Raw genomic sequence first — 15,996 nt, forward strand, 5'->3', positions numbered from 1 at the left:
TCTGAAACGCCAAACGCCCCCTCCGCATGGAGGGGGCGTTTTTCTTGCGGCCTCGATCCCGAGCGCGCTTTACGCGTTCATGGAGTCGAAGAAGTCGGAATTGGTCTTGGTTTCCTTCAGCTTGGACAGAAGGAAATCGATGGCGTCCTGGGTGCCCATCGGGTTGAGGATGCGGCGCAGGACATAGGTTTTCTGCAGGTCCGCGCGCGGCACCAGCAGCTCTTCTTTCCGTGTGCCGGACTTGAGGATGTCGATGGCCGGGAAGACGCGCTTGTCGGCCACCTTGCGGTCCAGCACGATCTCGGAATTGCCCGTACCCTTGAACTCCTCGAAGATCACCTCGTCCATGCGCGAGCCGGTGTCGATCAGCGCAGTGGCGATGATGGTCAGCGAGCCGCCCTCCTCGATATTGCGCGCCGCGCCGAAAAAGCGCTTGGGCCGCTGCAGCGCGTTGGCGTCCACGCCACCGGTGAGCACCTTGCCCGAGCTGGGCACCACGGTGTTGTAGGCGCGGCCCAGGCGGGTGATGGAATCCAGCAAGATCACCACATCCCGCTTGTGCTCAACCAGGCGCTTGGCCTTTTCGATCACCATTTCAGCGACCTGGACGTGGCGCGTGGCCGGCTCGTCGAAAGTGGAGGCCACCACCTCGCCCTTCACCGTGCGCTGCATGTCGGTGACTTCCTCGGGCCGCTCGTCGATGAGCAGCACCATCAGATACACCTCGGGGTGATTGGTCTCGATGGCGTGGGCGATGTTTTGCAGCACCATGGTCTTGCCGGTGCGCGGCGGCGCCACGATCAGGGCGCGCTGGCCCTTGCCGATGGGCGCCACGATATCGATCACCCGGCCGGTGCGGTCCTTGCGGGTGGGGTCCGGGTTCTCGATCTGGAAGCGCTGATCGGGATAGAGCGGCGTCAGATTGTCGAAATGGACCTTGTGGCGCGCCTTGTCCGGCTCCTCGAAATTGATGCTGGAGACCTTTAGAAGCGCGAAATAGCGCTCATTGTCGCGCGGCGAGCGGATCTCGCCCTCCACCGTATCGCCGGTGCGCAGGCCGAAGCGGCGGATCTGGCTGGGCGAGACATAGATATCGTCCGGACCGGGCAGATAATTGGACTCCGGCGCGCGCAGGAAACCGAACCCGTCCTGGAGCACTTCCAGCGTGCCGCCGCCGGAGATGGACGCGCCCTCCTCGGCCAGCGCCTTGAGGATGGCGAACATCATGCCCTGCTTGCGCAGATTGGCGGCGTTCTCGATATCGAGCTGTTCGGCCAGAGCCACCAGCTCGGCGGGGCTCTTTTCCTTCAGCTCCTGGAGCGACATGCGCTCGCCGGCGCGGCTTTGTCCCGAAGAGCCGGACTCTTCGTCGCCCGCCTCGTCATCCAGATCGTCATCATAACGGTTATCGTCGGTCATCTTGGTCTCTAGGGCTGATGCAGGCGGGCGTGCGGGCGGTCATCCAGGCGTGAGGCGGGCCGGACAGCGCCGGGAAGGCGGTCCGCGATGGGGGGTCTGGCTGGCGCACCCGGGCGTGCGCGCTATCAAGCACTGCTGCCGCCGCAGGCGAAGGGGAAGGATCCTGATGTCAGGACTTGGTTTCAGCCCTGACACACGCGGGCGCGCTCGTCAAGCGCAAGCCGCCGTTTTCAGAACGGTTTCCAGACCGCGATCACAGCGATGATCAGCGCGCCGATGGCCGGGACTTCATTCATGATCCGCCAGAATTTTTCCGTGCGCGGGCGCTGCGCGTTGGCGAATTTGCGCGCGCTGGCGGCGTAAAATCCATGCACCCCGCTCAGCGCCAGCACCAAGACCAGCTTGGCGTGCATCCAGCCTTGCGAGAGCAGGGCCGGATTGGCGGCCAGCATGATGATCGCCAGGAGCCAGACCGCGACCAGGGCCGGGTTCATGATGATTTTCAGGAGATTGTGCTGCTGCTTGAGCAGCGCAGTCTCCAGCTCGCCGCCCCGCGCCGCCGTGTGGTGATACACAAACAGGCGCGGCAGATAGAGCATGCCGGCCATCCAGAAGATCACCGCAGCGATATGCAGCCCCTTGATCACCTCATAGGCGCCGCCGCCGGGGGCGAGAAAGTCCAGCATCACGCAGCCTCCTGCTCACCGGTCAAGACTGCGCCGGCCTGACGGCAGGGGCAACGGCCAAATTGAGCCGGACACAAGGCCGCGCCGCCCGGCGGGGGTTTGAGCCCGGGCTCGCCATCCAGCGCCGACATGGTCAGGCCCGCCAAAGCGGCCATGAAATCGGGATGATCGCCCAGGGCGGGCACGCGGGTATAGCCCGGCGCGCCATATTCATGGGCCAGCTCGGCATATTCCTCGTCCAGCTCGATCAGCGTCTCGATATGCTCGGATACAAAGGCGATGGGCGACAGGATGATGTGGCGCTTATCTTCGCTGGCGCGTTCGATGGCCTCTTCGGTGGACGGCCCGATCCATTTGAGCGGGCCCACGCGCGACTGATAGCAGACCATGTGATCGCGCAGGGCTTGCGGCAGGCGCGCGGCCACGGCGGCCACGGTCTGCTCGACCTGCCACTGATAGCTGTCGCCACGCTCCACCACCACTTCGGGCAGGCCATGAGCTGAGAACAGGACGCGCGGGTTTTCCGGTGATCCGGCCTTGATCCAGCTCTCTTCGATCAGCTTGGCGTGGGCGGCGATGAAATCGGCCTCTTGCGGGTAGCAACACACAATCCGCGCCGGCCCGCCGCCCGCATCGCGCCAGGCTTTCAGCGAGGAGCCGGTGGTGGTTGTGGAGAACTGGGGATAAAGCGGCAGCAGAACCGTTTCGTCAGGCTGAAAGGCTCTGAGCGCTTTGACCGCATCGGCCACGAACGGTTTCCAGTAGCGCATGGCCAGCACCACCTTGACCTCATCGCCGGGCAGGGCCTGCTCAAGGCGGGCTTTGAGGGCTTCGGCCTGTTTGAGGGTTTCAGGCACGATGGGCGAGCCGCCGCCCATCTTGGCGTATTCCTTGGCCACTTTAGGTCCGCGCGTATTGGAGATCAGCCAGGCCAGCATCTGGCGCAGGGGCGGCGGGGCGTAGATGATCGCCGGATCATTGAACAGATTGCGCAGGAACGGCTTGACGCTGTCCTGGCCGTCCGGCCCGCCCAGATTGAATAACACCACTGCGATGCGCCGGCCCATAAGCGTGTCCTGACCTCAGCCGCCGCGCACGCGGGCGATGAGCTGCTCCACGTGTTCAGGGGGCGTTTCGAGATTGATTCCGTGTCCGAGGTTGAACACATAGGGCCGGCCCGCCCATGCGGAAAGCAGGCGGCTGATTTCATCATCCAGCGCCGCGCCGCCGGCTTTCAGAACCGACGGGTCCAGCTGGCCCTGCACCGGCAGGGTTTCAGGCAGGTTGGCGCGCGCCCAGTGGCTATCCATGCCGTGATCAAGGGCCAGCGCCGTCACACCAGTCTGACGCGCATAGCGTACCGCCTGCGGCCCGGCGCCGCGGGGAAAGCCGATGACGGGAGCTGTGATCCCTTGCGCGCGCAAGCCTTCAATAATGCGCTTGGTGGGGCGGATCACCACCCGGTCAAACAGGGGATCGGGCAGACTGTCGGCCCAGGAATCAAACAGTTTTAGCGTATCGGCGCCCGCCTCCACCTGGTCAGCGAGATAGGCGATGCTGGCGTCGGCGATGAGATCGAGCAGGCCGTCGAAGCCTTCGGGATCGCTCCAGGCCAGGGCGCGGGCCGCGAAACGGTCCTTGGAGCCGCCACCCTCGATCATATAGGTGGCCACCGTCCAGGGCGAGCCGGCGAAACCGATCAGCGAGGTGGAGGCGGGCAGTCCAGCGCGCACCAGGCGGATGGTCTCGCTCACCGGCGCCAGCACCTCACGGGCGCGCGCAACAGAGAGATGGGCGATGTCAGCGGGCGTCACCGGCTCCAGGCGAGGGCCTTCACCGGGCGTGAACCACACCTTCTGACCCAGTCCGAAGGGGATGAGCAGGATGTCGGCGAACACGATGGAGGCGTCAAAGCCATAACGCCGGATTGGCTGCAGGGTCACCTCGGCGGCCGCTTCAGGGTTCAGGCAAAAGGCGATGAAGTCTTTTTGCTGGGCGCGCACTGCGCGGTATTCGGGCAGGTAGCGCCCGGCCTGACGCATGAGCCAGATGGGAGGCGGCGAGACGGTTTCTCCGCCCAGGACTTTCAGGAACGGCTTGTCAGTCATCGCGTCAGCGCCTCTGTGATCGTGCAAGGGATATCGAAGAATGGGCGTTATCCCCGAACGGGGCCATCCCCTCATATCCTTTTTTTCTCAAATGAGAAAAGAGAGGGATCAGTAGCAAGGCCGGGCGCCAGTGGGGATAAATGCGCCCTCCACACCGGCGCCGCTGATCCACAAGGATGTGGACACTGGTTTTGCCCTGGGGCGGATCATCCGCATGGCGGACATTAACCCTTTCTTCACCCTGATTGACAAAGTGTTAACCCGATTTGCCGGGGGCCATGCGCGATCGTGTTCAACACCCTTGGGCAGGACTCTCAACAAGCGGGCGTCTTCCACAGCCTGTCGGCAAGTTTCGCCAGGCCCGGGCGCCGCCGGGAGGAATGGAGGCAAAGCGGGTCCATCTTGGCTCGCGCCTGTGCGTAACCGGGCGCTTGTGCACGCCTGGCCACAGGAGATGTTCACAGGCGCGGCGGGCTGGTTTAACGGTTAGGGCTCACCGCCTGCCCGTCCGGCGGGCGTTCAAGGGACAGGCCATGCCACGCTCCGACCCCCCAGCGGGACTTGTCGACGCCGCAGCGGACGGGCTGCATTTCCATGTCCACATGGTGTCGGATTCCACCGGCGAGACCCTGATGGGGGTGATGCGCGCCTCGGTGGCCCAGTTCCCCGGCGTGCATCCGATCGAGCATTTGTTCGCCCTGGTGCGCTCACCGCGACAGATGGAGCGGGTGCTCTCCCATATCGAGGCCCATCCCGGGGTGGTGATGTACACCCTGGTCAATCAGGACCTGCGGCGCACGCTGGAAGACCGCTGTGCGGCCCTGTCCGTGCCGGCCGTCGCCGTACTCGATCCCATCGAGGCGACATTATCGGCTTTTCTGGGCGCCCCGGCCCAGGGCAAGGCCGGCGCCCAGCGCGTGCTGGACGCCGATTATTACCGGCGCATCGAGGCGATGAATTATTCCATGGCCCATGATGACGGCCAGGGCGATGATCTGGCCAGCGCCGATGTGATCCTTCTGGGCATCAGCCGCACGTCCAAAACCCCCACCAGCGTGTATCTGGGCAATCGCGGCATCCGCACCGCCAATATCCCGCTCGTGCCTGGCGCGGCCCTGCCTGAAGGGCTGGAGCGGCTGAAAAAACCGCTCATTGTGGGCCTCACCGCCAGCCCCGAGCGGATCGTGCAGATCCGGCGCAACCGGCTGGTCAATCTGGGCGAAGAGGCGCCCACCAGCTATGTGGACGCCGAGGCGGTCAAGGATGAGCTCATCCATGCCCGGCGCCTGTTCACCCGCCATGGCTGGCCGTCCATTGACGTGACCCGGCGCTCCATCGAGGAGACGGCGGCCAAGGTGATCAATCTGCTCACCGAACATCGCGCGACACTGAAATCATGACGCTCATTCTGGCATCCGGCTCCGCTTCGCGCCGGGCCATTCTCTCTGGCGCGGGGGTGGATTTCGAGGTGCAGGCCTCGGGTGTGGACGAGGATGCACTGAAACGCGGTTTCACCGGAACTCCCGGGGCGCTGGCCCAGGCGCTGGCGGACGCCAAGGCGCTGGCTGTCTCAGCGCAAAGGCCGGGCCTGGTGATCGGCGCCGATCAGGTGCTGGAGTTTGACGGCCGCGCCTATGACAAGGCGCGCGATGATGATGAAGCGCTTGCCCGGCTGAAACTCTGGCGTGGGCGCACCCACTATCTGGCGGGCGGTCTGACCGCCGCGCGCGAGGGCCAGATTCTCTGGCGTCATGCCAGCCGCTGCGCCCTGACCATGAGACCATGCTCGGACGCGTTTCTGGATTATTATGGCCGCCAGGCCGGCGAGATCCTGACCAGCACGGTGGGTGGTTACGCCTTCGAGGGCCTGGGGGCGCAATTGTTCGAGGCTGTGGAGGGCGATTATTTCGCCATTCTGGGCCTGCCGCTTCTGCCTCTCCTGTCATTCCTGCGCACAGAAGGGCTGATCGCCACATGAGCGGGGCGGGTCCACGCGCAGGCGTATGCGGGTGGCCGGTGGACCATTCGCTGTCGCCCCTGATGATGAGTGCCTGGCTGAAGGCGGCGCGATTGCCCGGAAGTTATGACAAGCTGCCCGTCGCAGCGCATGAATTCGAGGCGCGGGTGCGGGGCCTGGCCGCCGAGGGCTATGCCGGGCTCAATGTCACCATTCCCCACAAGGAACAGGCATTGGCCCTGGCGGACGAGGCGAGCGCGGCGGCGATCGCTGTCGGCGCGGCTAATCTTCTGGTGTTCCGGGGCGGGCGGGTTCTCGCCGGCAATACTGATATCGACGGACTGGACGCGGCCCTGGCCGGAGATGACGGGACGGGACCGGCGGTGCTGATCGGGGCGGGGGGCGCGGCGCGCGCGGCCCTGTGGCGTCTGTCCCGCCAGGATCGGGACATCCGCATTGTGAACCGAACGATCGTGCGTGCGCGGGCTCTGGCCGAGGCGTTTGGTTTGGACGTTGATATATATGACAAACCTGCCGCGACCGTGCTCAAGGATGCGCGTCTGATCATCAACGCCACCTCGATGGGCATGAGCGGCCAACCACAGCTGGAGGCGGCGCTGGAGGCGGTTGCGCCTGACGCGCTGGTGTTCGACATGGTCTATACGCCGCTGGAGACCGGATTGCTGAGACAGGCCAAAGCGCTGGGTCTGCGCACCTCAGACGGACTTGCCATGCTCATCGGCCAGGCCCGGCCGAGTTTCGAGGCTTTCTTCGGCGCGCCGCCGCCCGACGATGACAGCGTGCGCGCCCTGCTGGAAGCGGCGCTGGAGGCGCGCGCATGATCATTGTCGGCCTCACCGGCTCTATCGGCATGGGCAAGTCCACCACGGCGAAACTCTTCGCCGAGGAAGGCGCCGCCGTGTTTGACGCCGATGCCGCCGTGGCCGCGCTATACGCCCCCGGCGGCGCGGCTGTTCAGGGGGTTGCGGACGCTTTTCCCGGCTGCGCCAGCGTGGAGACGGGGGTGGACCGCGCCGCGCTGTCCGCCGCTTTGCAGGCCGATCCGTCCGGGTTCGCCCGGCTGGAGGCCATCGTCCACCCGCTGGTGGAGGCTGAACGCCAGGCGTTTTTCGCCCGCGCGCGGGCCGAGGGCCGGACGGTGGTGGTGCTGGACGTGCCGCTATTGTTCGAGACCGGGCAAGAAGACCGGGTCCACACCGTGGTGGTGGTCAGCGCTCCACACGATGTGCAGCGTGAGCGCGTGCTGTCGCGGCAGGGTATGAGCGAGGCCAAGCTGAAGGCCATACTGGCGCGCCAGATGGATGATTCGCTCAAGCGCGGCCGGGCTGATTTCGTGATCGACACCAGCCAGGGGCTCGACGCGGCCCGCCTTCAGGTGCGCGCCGTGATGAATGCGCTGACAGGAGACCAGTCATGAGCCAGCGTCAGGTCGTATTCGATACCGAGACCACCGGCCTCTATCATGATCAGGGCGACAGGATCACCGAGATCGGTTGTGTGGAGCTGATCGGCATGACCCCCACGGGCCGGGATCTGCGCCTTCTGGTCAATCCTGAGCGCGATGTGGACGCCGAGGCGGTGCGCATCACCGGCCTGACCAACGAGATGCTCAAAGACCAGCCGGTCTTCGCGCAGATAGCCGACCAGGTCATTGATTTTTTTGAAGATAGCGAGATCATCGCCCATAATGCGGGCTTCGATATGGGTTTTATCAATATGGAGCTGGAGCGCTGCGGGCGCGAACCCATTGCGCCTTCTCGCTTTATCGACAGCGCGGCGCTGGCGCGGGAGAAATTCCCCGGCGCGCCGGCCAGCCTGGATGCGCTGTGCAAGCGGTTTGATATCTCGCTGGAGAGCCGCACCAAGCACGGCGCCCTGATCGACGCCTATCTGCTGGCCGAGGTCTGGCTGGAGCTGCATGGCGGGCGTGAACAGGCGCTGGGCCTGCTGGGCGAGGACCGGGCCGCCACTTCGGTCAGCTTCCCCGCACGTCCGCCGCGTCCCACCCCCCTGGAAACCCGGATCAGCCCAGCCGAGGCCGAAGCCCACGCCGCTTTCATCGCCGGGCTGGATGACAGCATCTGGGCGAAACTCGATGGCCGGACAGGGGGTTAGTTGCGCTCCGGGATCTGGCCGGTGCGCCGGGCTTCATTGAGCCGGCCGCGCAGCACCAGAAGCTCGATATTCTCCGGATCGGCGCTGAGCGCCGTGGCGATATCATCGGCGGCGGCATCAAACGCGCCCTGCTCCAGACGCGCCGCCGCGCGCACGCCCAGCGCGCCCGGTTCGCCCGGATTGATATCCAGCGCGGCGTCAGCCGCGGCCACGGCCCCGTCAAGATCGCCGCGCGCATAGGCGGCGTCGGCGAGCCCGCGGGCCAGGCCCGCATCTGAAGGGGCGAAATCCAGCCCGCGCGCAAATGCGCCGGCGGCTTCATCGAACTGACGCGCATATAAAAAGGCGTCTCCGGCCTGGCCGAACATGATGGCCCGGCTCATATCACTGGCCTGGGTCGCGCCTTCGGCATTGGCGCGCAGGCGCGCGGCGCCGGTGGCGGACCAGCCTTGCGCGATCTGGGCCAGGCTGGCGCAGTGCTCGGCCGGCCAGCCTCCGCCCTGGGCGCGCCAGATCATGGCGTCCTCATAGGCCTCCTCCGCATTGGCGGAGACCTGGTCGAGGCAGGCGCGGTAACGCTCCTGGGTCATATCAGCGTGCGCCGCGCCGGCGAGCGCTGTTGTCAGGGCGCAGGACAGGACGAGGGCGGTAGCGGTGCGCGCCATGGCGGGCTCCTCAAGGCTGTGGCTTGATTTTAAGGCTAACCGCAAACAGAAGGATTAGCCATGACATCTGCCCGATCATGCCTGCTCATCGGTTATGGCTATGTCGCGCGCGCCACAGCCCGGCGCCTGCGTGAAGCGGGCTGGCAGGTGAGCGCCACCGTGCGCTCCCAGACATCGGAAGCTGCGGTGAGGGCCGATGACGTGGCGGTGGTGCGCGCTGATTTGGCCACGATGGAGGGCGCAGCAGCGCTGCGCGCGGCGGTGTCAGCCCATGACGCGGCCATCTCCAGCGTGCCGCCGGGGATGAGCGGCGATCCGGTGCTCAAGGCGCTGGAGGACATGGATACGGGCCAGACCTGGCTCGGCTATCTCTCCACCACTGGCGTCTATGGCGACCGCCAGGGCGGATGGTCGTTCGAGTGGGACGCGCTCAATCCCGGCCCGGCGCGATCGCGCGCAAGGGCTGAGGCGGATCTGGCCTGGCAGGCGCGGGGCGCGCGCGTTTTCCGGCTGGGCGGAATTTACGGACCGGGCCGCAGCGCGATTGACCGCATCCGGGAAGGCGGGGCCATCGCCTGGATCAAGCCCGGTCAGGTGTTCGGGCGCATCCATGTGGACGATATCGCCTCGGCCCTGGTGCTGGCGATGGACCGGCCGTCGGCGCACGGCGTGTTCAACCTGGTCGATGACTGGCCGTCGGATCAGGCGGAGGTGTTGTGGGGCGCCGCCGATATGCTGGGCGCGGCGCCGCCTCAGGAACGCACGTTCGATCCCGGCGAGGCGAGCCCCATGCTCGCCAGCTTTTTCAGTGAGTGCCGGCGGGTCTCCAACGCCCGAGCCAAGGCGGCTTTGGGCTGGCGCCCGGCCTATCCGCACTGGCGGGACGGTTTGAAGGCGATTTTGGTCTCAGAAAATATCAATTAAATCAAACACCTGAACGAGCGTTTTAAAAAATTGCGATTTTCAGCGCCCAGGGCGTATCTGGGTAGGGCCAATGCAATTTCAGCGCCTCTGAGAGCCGCAACTCTTGGGCTCAGTAAGCTCCTGACATCGCGCTTGAGGTGAGCCGGCGGCAAACCTCGTCCAGCTGTTCGAGGGAGGAGAAGCTGATGCGGACCTCGCCGCTCTCTCCGTCATGGCGGATGGCCACTGAAAGGCCCAGCCGTTCGGAGAGGTCGGCTTCCAGCGCCCTTGTGTCGGGATCGCTCTGTTGCGATTTGCGCTCGGGTGCGGACCGGCCTGCGCCGGTCTTCCCCGCAGCCTGGCGCGCCAGCTGTTCCGCCGCGCGCACTGACAGGCCCCCATCCACGATCTGGCGGGCGAGGGCTTCGGGATCATCGCTGGCGGCCACGGCCCGGGCGTGCCCGGCGGTCAGGGCGCCGCTCTCCAGCATGGAGAGCACGCCTGAAGGCAGGGCGAGGAGCCTGAGCATATTGGCCACATGGGCGCGCGACTTGCCGATGGCCTTGGCCACATCTTCCTGGGTATGGCCGAAGCGCTCCACCAGCTGGCTCAAGGCCCGTGCTTCTTCTACGGGATTGAGATCGGCGCGCTGGACGTTCTCGACAATGGCGATTTCCATTGTCTCGCGGTCGGTTAGCTCGCGAATGACAACCGGCACATCATGCAGGCCGGCCCGTTGCGCCGCGCGCCAGCGCCGCTCGCCAGCCACGATCTGGTAGCGCTCTGGATCCCCGGGCAGGGGCCGCACCAGAATGGGCTGTAACAGGCCCTGGCCGGAAATGCTCTGGGCCAGCGCGTCCAGCTCGGCCTCGTCAAAGCGCTTGCGCGGCTGGTCGGGATTGGGGCTCAACACCGCCACGGGCAGGGTGCGCGCGCCGCCTGTTCCGGTGCGGGCAGGGGCGTCAGGCGCATCGGAGCGCAGGGCTTCAGCCTCTTCGCCCTCGCCCAGCAAGGCGGACAGGCCCCGGCCGAGGCCGCGGCTGCGCGGGCGGTCTTCAGCCCCGCTCATGCCGGCGCCAGCGCGTCAGCGGCGCGCCGCTCCTGACGGACCAGTTCCTTGGCCAGGCCCAGATAGGCCTTGGAGCCCGAGCATTCGAGATCATAGAGCAAGACCGGCTTGCCAAAGCTCGGCGCCTCGGAGACCCGCACATTGCGCGGTATGACCGTGTCATAGACCTTGTCGCCGAAGTGATCGCGCACATCGGCGGCCACCTGGGCGGAGAGGTTATTGCGCTTGTCATACATGGTCAGGACAACACCTTGAATATCAAGGGTTTTGTTGAGATTGCCCCGGACCAGTTCGATGGTGCGCATGAGCTGGGTCAGACCCTCCAGCGCAAAGAACTCGCATTGCAGCGGCACCAGCACCGAATCCGAGGCGGTCATGGCGTTGACGGTCAGGAGATTGAGCGAGGGCGGGCAGTCGATGAGCACATAATCGCAGCGCTGGCCCTTGGCCGACAGCGCCCGGCGGAAGCGGTCAATCGCATGGCGCAGGCGGTAGGACCGCCGCGGCGCATTGGACAGCTCGATCTCGGCGCCGGACAGATCGGCGTCCGACGGGATCAGGGCCAGGCCCGGTACACTGGTGTCGATCAGCGCCTCTTCCATGGGCTGCTCGGCGACGATCACGTCATAGGACGTGGCCCGGCGCTGGGCGCGCGAGACGCCGAGCCCGGTGGAGGCATTGCCCTGGGGGTCGAGATCGAGCACCACCACGCGCTGGCCGATGGCGGCGAGCGCGGTGGCCAGATTGATGGCGGTGGTGGTCTTGCCCACGCCCCCCTTCTGGTTGGCGATGGCTATGACTTTCGGCGGCGCGGCGCGGTCATCTGACAAGGGACGAGCTCCGTGATGGACAGGATGGCGGCCTCCGGAGACGTACGGCTCGGTATGACCTCGGCCTCAAAGGTCCAGCTTTTCCGCGCCCGGGTCAATTCCTCACGATAGCGGGCGCCCTTGGGAAGCAGGGCGCGCGCCCCCTTTTCCACAAAAGGATGCACATATCCCAGCAAAACCTCCAAAGGCGCCATGGCGCGGGCGGTCACAATGTCGACTTCAGGCACAGGATGAAGTGTTTCCACCCGCTGGGCCAGGACAGTGACCGGCGCGCCGGTGGCGGCAGCGACGGCCTTGAGGAATTGGGCTTTCTTCTGGATGGATTCCACCAGCCAGACATGGGCGCCGGGCAGGCCGGACTGCATCAGGGCGTAAGCAATGGCCAGGCCCGGAAATCCTGCCCCCGCGCCCAGATCGGCCCAGCGCGCGGCCCGGGGGGCCAGGGCATGGATCTGCCAGCTGTCCAGCGCATGACGGAACCAGAAATCCTCCAGCGTGGACCGGCCCACCAGATTGGTGTGAGCATTGGTCTCTTCCAGCATATCACGCCAACGCTCGAACCGGGCGAGTGTTTCACGTGAAACACCGGTCTCGGTCTGGAAGGCCGCCGCGTCAAACCCGTCACTCATGGCTCAGCCCGCCCGCCGGTCAGCGCGTTTGAGATGGGCCAGCAGGGCGGTCAGCGCGCCGGGCGTGACGCCCTCGATGCGCGCGGCCTGGCCCAGCGTGGCCGGCGCGGCGGCGATCAGCTTCTCACGCACCTCGTTGGAGAGCCCGCTCACGCCGGCATAATCAAACCCGGCGGGAATGCGCACGCCCTCATCACGGCGGAAGGCGAGAATGTCGGCCTCCTGCCGGTCGAGATAGCCGTGATAGACCGCATCGATCTCGATCTGCTCGGCGACGGGCGCGGACAGATCGGCCAGCTGCGGCCAGACCCGCATCATGTCCGCCCACTGGATTGACGGATAGGAAAGCAGCTCCAGCACATTGCGGCGCTTGCCGTCCTGATTGACCTGCAGCCCGGCGCGGGACGCCTCGGCGGGGGTGAGGCTCAGCTCACGGGCCAGGGCGCGTGCATCGGCCAGCGCCGCCGCCTTGGCGCGCCAGGATGTTTCACGTGAAACACTCGCCGCCCCGAGGGCGATGGCCTTGTCCGTCAGGCGCTGATCGGCATTGTCGGCGCGCAGGGTCAGCCGGTATTCGGCGCGCGAGGTGAACATGCGATAGGGCTCGGTGACGCCGCGCGTGATGAGATCGTCGATGAGCACGCCGATATAGGCTTCGGAGCGGTCGAGAATGAAGGGCGCGGCGCCCGATACGGCCAGGGCCGCATTGAGCCCGGCCATCAGGCCTTGCGCGGCGGCCTCTTCATACCCCGTGGTGCCGTTGATCTGGCCGGCGAGCCAGAGCCGGGGCAGGCGACGGGCCTCCAGCGTGGCGCTGAGCTCGCGCGGGTCCACATAATCATACTCGATGGCGTAGCCATAGCGGCGCACTTTCGCCTGCTCCAGCCCAGGAATGGTCTTCAGGAAGGCGTCCTGGACGTCTGCCGGCAGGGAGGTGGAAATGCCATTGGGATAGACCGTGTCATCGTCCAGCCCCTCGGGCTCGAGAAACACCTGGTGGCTGGTGCGGTCGGCAAAGCGCACCACCTTGTCCTCGATGGAGGGGCAATAGCGCGGGCCGCGCCCGGAGATCGCCCCGCCATAGACCGCAGAGTGCTGCAGATTGGCGCCGATCAGGGCGTGGGTGGCTTCCGTGGTCCGCGTGATGCCGCAGGCGATCTGGGGCACGGTGATTGTGTCTGTGAGGAAGGAGAAGGGGACGGGTTCGGCGTCCGCTTCCTGCATCTCCAGCGCCGCCCAGTCGATGGTCGATCCGTCCAGGCGCGCCGGCGTGCCGGTTTTGAGGCGGCCCATGGCCAGGCCCAGCCCGTAGAGCCGGTCCGACAGGCCGATGGCGGGCTGTTCCCCGTGACGCCCGGCGGGAATGCGCTCGGCGCCGCGATGGATCACGCCTTTCAGGAACGTCCCCGTGGTCAGCACCACGGCGCCGGAACGATAGGCGCGGCCTTGCGCGTCCATCACCCCGGCGCATACGCCGTCCGCGAGGATAAGATCCTCCACCGCCGCTTCCAGGATGGAGAGGTTGTCGGTGGCGGCGAGTTCGGCCTGCATGGCCTGGCGATACAGCTTGCGGTCGGACTGGGTGCGCGGCCCGCGCACGGCGGGGCCCTTGGAGCGGTTCAGCAGGCGAAACTGGATGCCGGACGCGTCCGCGATGCGGCCCATGAGGCCGTCCAACGCATCCACCTCGCGCACCAGATGGCCCTTGCCCAGCCCGCCAATGGCCGGATTGCAGCTCATCTCGCCGATGGTGGCGGCCTTGTGGGTGATGAGAAGAGTCGCCGCGCCGGCGCGCGCGGACGCCGCCGCGGCTTCACATCCGGCGTGTCCGCCGCCGATGACGATAACGTCCCAGACGCGCGCCTGGGCGAGGGCAGGATCAAGGGTCATGAGTGTCAGCTCTGGCGCGCCCGTCCGCATGGGGCGCTCTTGGCGGCATGCTCTAGCGAAGGATCACGGCGGAGTCGAGGCAGAGCATGGTCCAGGGCGCTCTGCAAACGCTATTTGCCGATGCAGAACTGGCTGAACACCGCGTCCAGCACATCCTCCACATCCACCCGTCCGGTGAGGCCCTCCAGCGCGCGGATGGCCAGATGGGTCTCCAGCGCCGCCAGTTCCGGCCCGCGCGCCAGCGCTTCTCGGGCAGCGGTCAGATGATCCAGCGCCCGGGTGACGCCCTGGCGGTGGCGGGCGCGCGACAGGGCCGGCGCCTCACGGGCCGACAGGCGCTGGCGCACGGCCGTCTCCAGCCAGGCTTCCAGCGCCGCGACGCCCTCGCCGGTGGTCGCAGAGAGGGGGAAGGCCGTGACGCCCTCAGGCGAAGCGAAGTCCGGGGCCCCAGCCAGATCGGTCTTGTTGAGAATCAGCGCATCCCCGGGGCGCAGGCGCTCGTGAAGCGCGTCCAGGGATGTTTCACGTGAAACATCGCTCACGCCCAAGCGCAGATCGGCGTCTTCGGCCCGGGCCAGCGCCCGGCGTACGCCCTCGGCCTCCACCCGATCGGCGGCTTCGCGCAAACCCGCTGTGTCGGCGAGGATGACCGGGAAGCCGGCCAGGACCAGGCGCACCTCCACCACATCGCGGGTGGTGCCGGGAATGTCGGTGACGATGGCCGCCTCGCGCCGGGCCAGCGCATTGAGGAGGGAGGATTTGCCGGCATTGGGCGCACCGATCAGGGCGATGGCGAAGCCCTCGCGCACCCGCTCGCCGCGTCTGGCGTCATCCAGATGGGCGGCGAGGGCTTTGATCAGCGCGTCCAGCGGCTCCGTAGCGGCTTCGGAGAGATGATCGGGGACGTCGTCCTCGTCGGGAAAATCGATCTCGCCTTCCAGGGCGGCGAGGATGGAGATCAGCTGCGTGCGCCAGCCTTCATAGAGGGCGCGCAGGGCGCCGGTCATCTGGGCCAGGGCCTGGGCGCGCTGGCCTTCGGTTTCGGCGTCGATCAGGTCCGCCAGGCCTTCAGCCTCGGTGAGGTCCAGCTTGCCATGTTCAAAGGCGCGGCGGGTGAATTCGCCCGGTCCTGCAGCGCGCAAGTCTAGCGCTTCAAGGGCGCGCGCCAGCGCCTCGATGACGGCGGGGCCGCCATGCACCTGCAACTCGGCGCAATCCTCGCCGGTGAAGCTGGCCGGGGCCGGAAACCACAGCGCCAGGCCGGAATCGATCACCGCGCCGCTGTCATCATGGAAACGCCGCAGGGCGGCGGCGCGCGGCGCGGGACGGGGGCGCTGTGTGAGGGCGTCGAGGGCGGGGCCGGCCAGCGGCCCGCTCAGGCGGATCACCGCCACCCCGGCCCGGCCGGGCGCGCTCGCCAGGGCGAAAATCGTGTCCGTCATGAAGGCGCTCAGCGCGAGGGGCCGCCGGCGGCCTTGCCCATCAGGTCCATGAACTGTTTCTGCCACTCGCCGCCGAACGTCATCCAGCTGCGCATCAGGGCTTCGGGCTCCATGGCGCTCATATTGGCCGAGAGGCGTTCGCTCATTTCGGCGACCAGTTTCTCGTTGAGCGGGGTCACATCGGGCAGGCCGAAAAAGGCGCGCGCCTCCTGGGGGGTGCAGTCGATTTCAATATTGACCTTCATGACGGCCTCGCTTCACT

Annotated in this window: 17 protein-coding genes; 6 read left to right on the top strand and 11 right to left on the bottom strand. The window is 66.6% G+C overall.

Going from position 1 to position 15,996, the window contains the following annotated elements; genetic code table 11:
- Window positions 1–69: 69 nt before the first annotated feature.
- The 4 genes from rho to hemE form a co-directional block, all read right to left on the bottom strand.
- Entirely contained in the window at window positions 70–1,326 is a 1,257-nt protein-coding gene (gene rho / locus F1654_RS08480; protein ID WP_150023387.1) for a transcription termination factor Rho, read from the bottom strand.
- A gap of 323 nt (window positions 1,327–1,649) precedes the next feature.
- Window positions 1,650–2,105, bottom strand: coding sequence for a CopD family protein (locus F1654_RS08485; RefSeq protein ID WP_150023092.1), 456 nt, complete (start codon window positions 2,103–2,105; stop codon window positions 1,650–1,652).
- Complete coding sequence (gene hemH / locus F1654_RS08490; RefSeq protein ID WP_150023093.1) at window positions 2,105–3,172, bottom strand: ferrochelatase; 1,068 nt, start codon at window positions 3,170–3,172, stop codon at window positions 2,105–2,107. The genes F1654_RS08485 and hemH overlap by 1 nt, the downstream gene beginning before the upstream one ends.
- Window positions 3,173–3,187: 15 nt before the next feature.
- Complete coding sequence (gene hemE / locus F1654_RS08495) at window positions 3,188–4,213, bottom strand: uroporphyrinogen decarboxylase (RefSeq protein WP_150023094.1); 1,026 nt, start codon at window positions 4,211–4,213, stop codon at window positions 3,188–3,190.
- 533 nt (window positions 4,214–4,746) lie between these two features.
- Between hemE and F1654_RS08500 the strand changes: the two genes are divergently transcribed.
- From F1654_RS08500 to dnaQ, 5 genes are read left to right on the top strand one after another with little or no spacing between them, the layout of a single operon-like run.
- A complete protein-coding gene (locus F1654_RS08500) occupies window positions 4,747–5,613 on the top strand; it encodes a pyruvate, water dikinase regulatory protein (RefSeq protein WP_150023095.1) in 867 nt (288 codons plus the stop codon).
- Window positions 5,610–6,191, top strand: a complete 582-nt coding sequence (locus tag F1654_RS08505) for a Maf family protein (protein WP_150023096.1) — start codon at window positions 5,610–5,612, stop codon at window positions 6,189–6,191. The genes F1654_RS08500 and F1654_RS08505 overlap by 4 nt, the downstream gene beginning before the upstream one ends.
- Window positions 6,188–7,012, top strand: coding sequence for a shikimate dehydrogenase (gene aroE, locus F1654_RS08510; RefSeq protein WP_150023097.1), 825 nt, complete (start codon window positions 6,188–6,190; stop codon window positions 7,010–7,012). Before F1654_RS08505 ends, aroE begins: the two co-directional genes overlap by 4 nt.
- On the top strand, window positions 7,009–7,608 hold the full coding sequence (gene coaE / locus F1654_RS08515) for a dephospho-CoA kinase (protein ID WP_150023098.1): 600 nt from the start codon (window positions 7,009–7,011) through the stop codon (window positions 7,606–7,608). The genes aroE and coaE overlap by 4 nt, the downstream gene beginning before the upstream one ends.
- Entirely contained in the window at window positions 7,605–8,306 is a 702-nt protein-coding gene (dnaQ, locus tag F1654_RS08520; protein ID WP_150023099.1) for a DNA polymerase III subunit epsilon, read from the top strand. Before coaE ends, dnaQ begins: the two co-directional genes overlap by 4 nt.
- Here the strand turns inward: dnaQ and F1654_RS08525 are convergent.
- On the bottom strand, window positions 8,303–8,971 hold the full coding sequence (locus F1654_RS08525) for a tetratricopeptide repeat protein (RefSeq protein WP_150023100.1): 669 nt from the start codon (window positions 8,969–8,971) through the stop codon (window positions 8,303–8,305). The two genes, dnaQ and F1654_RS08525, sit on opposite strands and share 4 nt — an antisense overlap.
- 60 nt (window positions 8,972–9,031) lie before the next feature.
- Here F1654_RS08525 and F1654_RS08530 point away from each other — a divergent pair, with 60 nt between their 5' ends.
- The gene (locus tag F1654_RS08530) at window positions 9,032–9,895 is read left to right on the top strand and encodes an NAD-dependent epimerase/dehydratase family protein (protein ID WP_150023101.1); all 864 of its coding nucleotides are present in this window, start codon (window positions 9,032–9,034) and stop codon (window positions 9,893–9,895) included.
- 109 nt (window positions 9,896–10,004) lie between these two features.
- Here the strand turns inward: F1654_RS08530 and F1654_RS08535 are convergent, their stop codons facing one another.
- From F1654_RS08535 to F1654_RS08560, 6 genes are all read right to left on the bottom strand, one after another.
- Window positions 10,005–10,943 carry a ParB/RepB/Spo0J family partition protein gene (locus F1654_RS08535; RefSeq protein WP_150023102.1) on the bottom strand — a complete coding sequence of 313 codons (939 nt, stop codon included), beginning with the start codon at window positions 10,941–10,943 and terminating at the stop codon, window positions 10,005–10,007.
- Window positions 10,940–11,773 carry a ParA family protein gene (locus F1654_RS08540; RefSeq protein WP_150023103.1) on the bottom strand — a complete coding sequence of 278 codons (834 nt, stop codon included), beginning with the start codon at window positions 11,771–11,773 and terminating at the stop codon, window positions 10,940–10,942. Before F1654_RS08540 ends, F1654_RS08535 begins: the two co-directional genes overlap by 4 nt.
- The gene (rsmG, locus tag F1654_RS08545; protein ID WP_150023104.1) at window positions 11,737–12,402 is read right to left on the bottom strand and encodes a 16S rRNA (guanine(527)-N(7))-methyltransferase RsmG; all 666 of its coding nucleotides are present in this window, start codon (window positions 12,400–12,402) and stop codon (window positions 11,737–11,739) included. Before rsmG ends, F1654_RS08540 begins: the two co-directional genes overlap by 37 nt.
- A 3-nt stretch (window positions 12,403–12,405) precedes the next feature.
- Entirely contained in the window at window positions 12,406–14,292 is a 1,887-nt protein-coding gene (gene mnmG, locus F1654_RS08550; protein WP_150023105.1) for a tRNA uridine-5-carboxymethylaminomethyl(34) synthesis enzyme MnmG, read from the bottom strand.
- 110 nt (window positions 14,293–14,402) lie between these two features.
- Entirely contained in the window at window positions 14,403–15,734 is a 1,332-nt protein-coding gene (gene mnmE, locus F1654_RS08555; RefSeq protein WP_150023106.1) for a tRNA uridine-5-carboxymethylaminomethyl(34) synthesis GTPase MnmE, read from the bottom strand.
- Between the two features lie 8 nt (window positions 15,735–15,742).
- Window positions 15,743–15,979, bottom strand: coding sequence for a DUF6489 family protein (locus tag F1654_RS08560; RefSeq protein ID WP_150023107.1), 237 nt, complete (start codon window positions 15,977–15,979; stop codon window positions 15,743–15,745).
- Window positions 15,980–15,996: the final 17 nt, after the last annotated feature.

Source organism: Alkalicaulis satelles, assembly GCF_008630495.1.
Classification (GTDB): domain Bacteria; phylum Pseudomonadota; class Alphaproteobacteria; order Caulobacterales; family Maricaulaceae; genus Oceanicaulis; species Oceanicaulis satelles.

Bases quoted from the DNA above. Each gene is read 5' to 3' on its own strand.
- rho (WP_150023387.1), bottom strand. From the start codon at position 1,326: ATGTCGCTCCAGGAGCTGAAGGAAAAGAGCCCCGCCGAGCTGGTGGCT.
- F1654_RS08485 (WP_150023092.1), bottom strand. From the start codon at position 2,105: ATGCTGGACTTTCTCGCCCCCGGCGGCGGCGCCTATGAGGTGATCAAG.
- hemH (WP_150023093.1), bottom strand. From the start codon at position 3,172: ATGGGCCGGCGCATCGCAGTGGTGTTATTCAATCTGGGCGGGCCGGAC.
- hemE (WP_150023094.1), bottom strand. From the start codon at position 4,213: ATGACTGACAAGCCGTTCCTGAAAGTCCTGGGCGGAGAAACCGTCTCG.
- F1654_RS08500 (WP_150023095.1), top strand. From the start codon at position 4,747: ATGCCACGCTCCGACCCCCCAGCGGGACTTGTCGACGCCGCAGCGGAC.
- F1654_RS08505 (WP_150023096.1), top strand. From the start codon at position 5,610: ATGACGCTCATTCTGGCATCCGGCTCCGCTTCGCGCCGGGCCATTCTC.
- aroE (WP_150023097.1), top strand. From the start codon at position 6,188: ATGAGCGGGGCGGGTCCACGCGCAGGCGTATGCGGGTGGCCGGTGGAC.
- coaE (WP_150023098.1), top strand. From the start codon at position 7,009: ATGATCATTGTCGGCCTCACCGGCTCTATCGGCATGGGCAAGTCCACC.
- dnaQ (WP_150023099.1), top strand. From the start codon at position 7,605: ATGAGCCAGCGTCAGGTCGTATTCGATACCGAGACCACCGGCCTCTAT.
- F1654_RS08525 (WP_150023100.1), bottom strand. From the start codon at position 8,971: ATGGCGCGCACCGCTACCGCCCTCGTCCTGTCCTGCGCCCTGACAACA.
- F1654_RS08530 (WP_150023101.1), top strand. From the start codon at position 9,032: ATGACATCTGCCCGATCATGCCTGCTCATCGGTTATGGCTATGTCGCG.
- F1654_RS08535 (WP_150023102.1), bottom strand. From the start codon at position 10,943: ATGAGCGGGGCTGAAGACCGCCCGCGCAGCCGCGGCCTCGGCCGGGGC.
- rsmG (WP_150023104.1), bottom strand. From the start codon at position 12,402: ATGAGTGACGGGTTTGACGCGGCGGCCTTCCAGACCGAGACCGGTGTT.
- mnmG (WP_150023105.1), bottom strand. From the start codon at position 14,292: ATGACCCTTGATCCTGCCCTCGCCCAGGCGCGCGTCTGGGACGTTATC.
- mnmE (WP_150023106.1), bottom strand. From the start codon at position 15,734: ATGACGGACACGATTTTCGCCCTGGCGAGCGCGCCCGGCCGGGCCGGG.
- F1654_RS08560 (WP_150023107.1), bottom strand. From the start codon at position 15,979: ATGAAGGTCAATATTGAAATCGACTGCACCCCCCAGGAGGCGCGCGCC.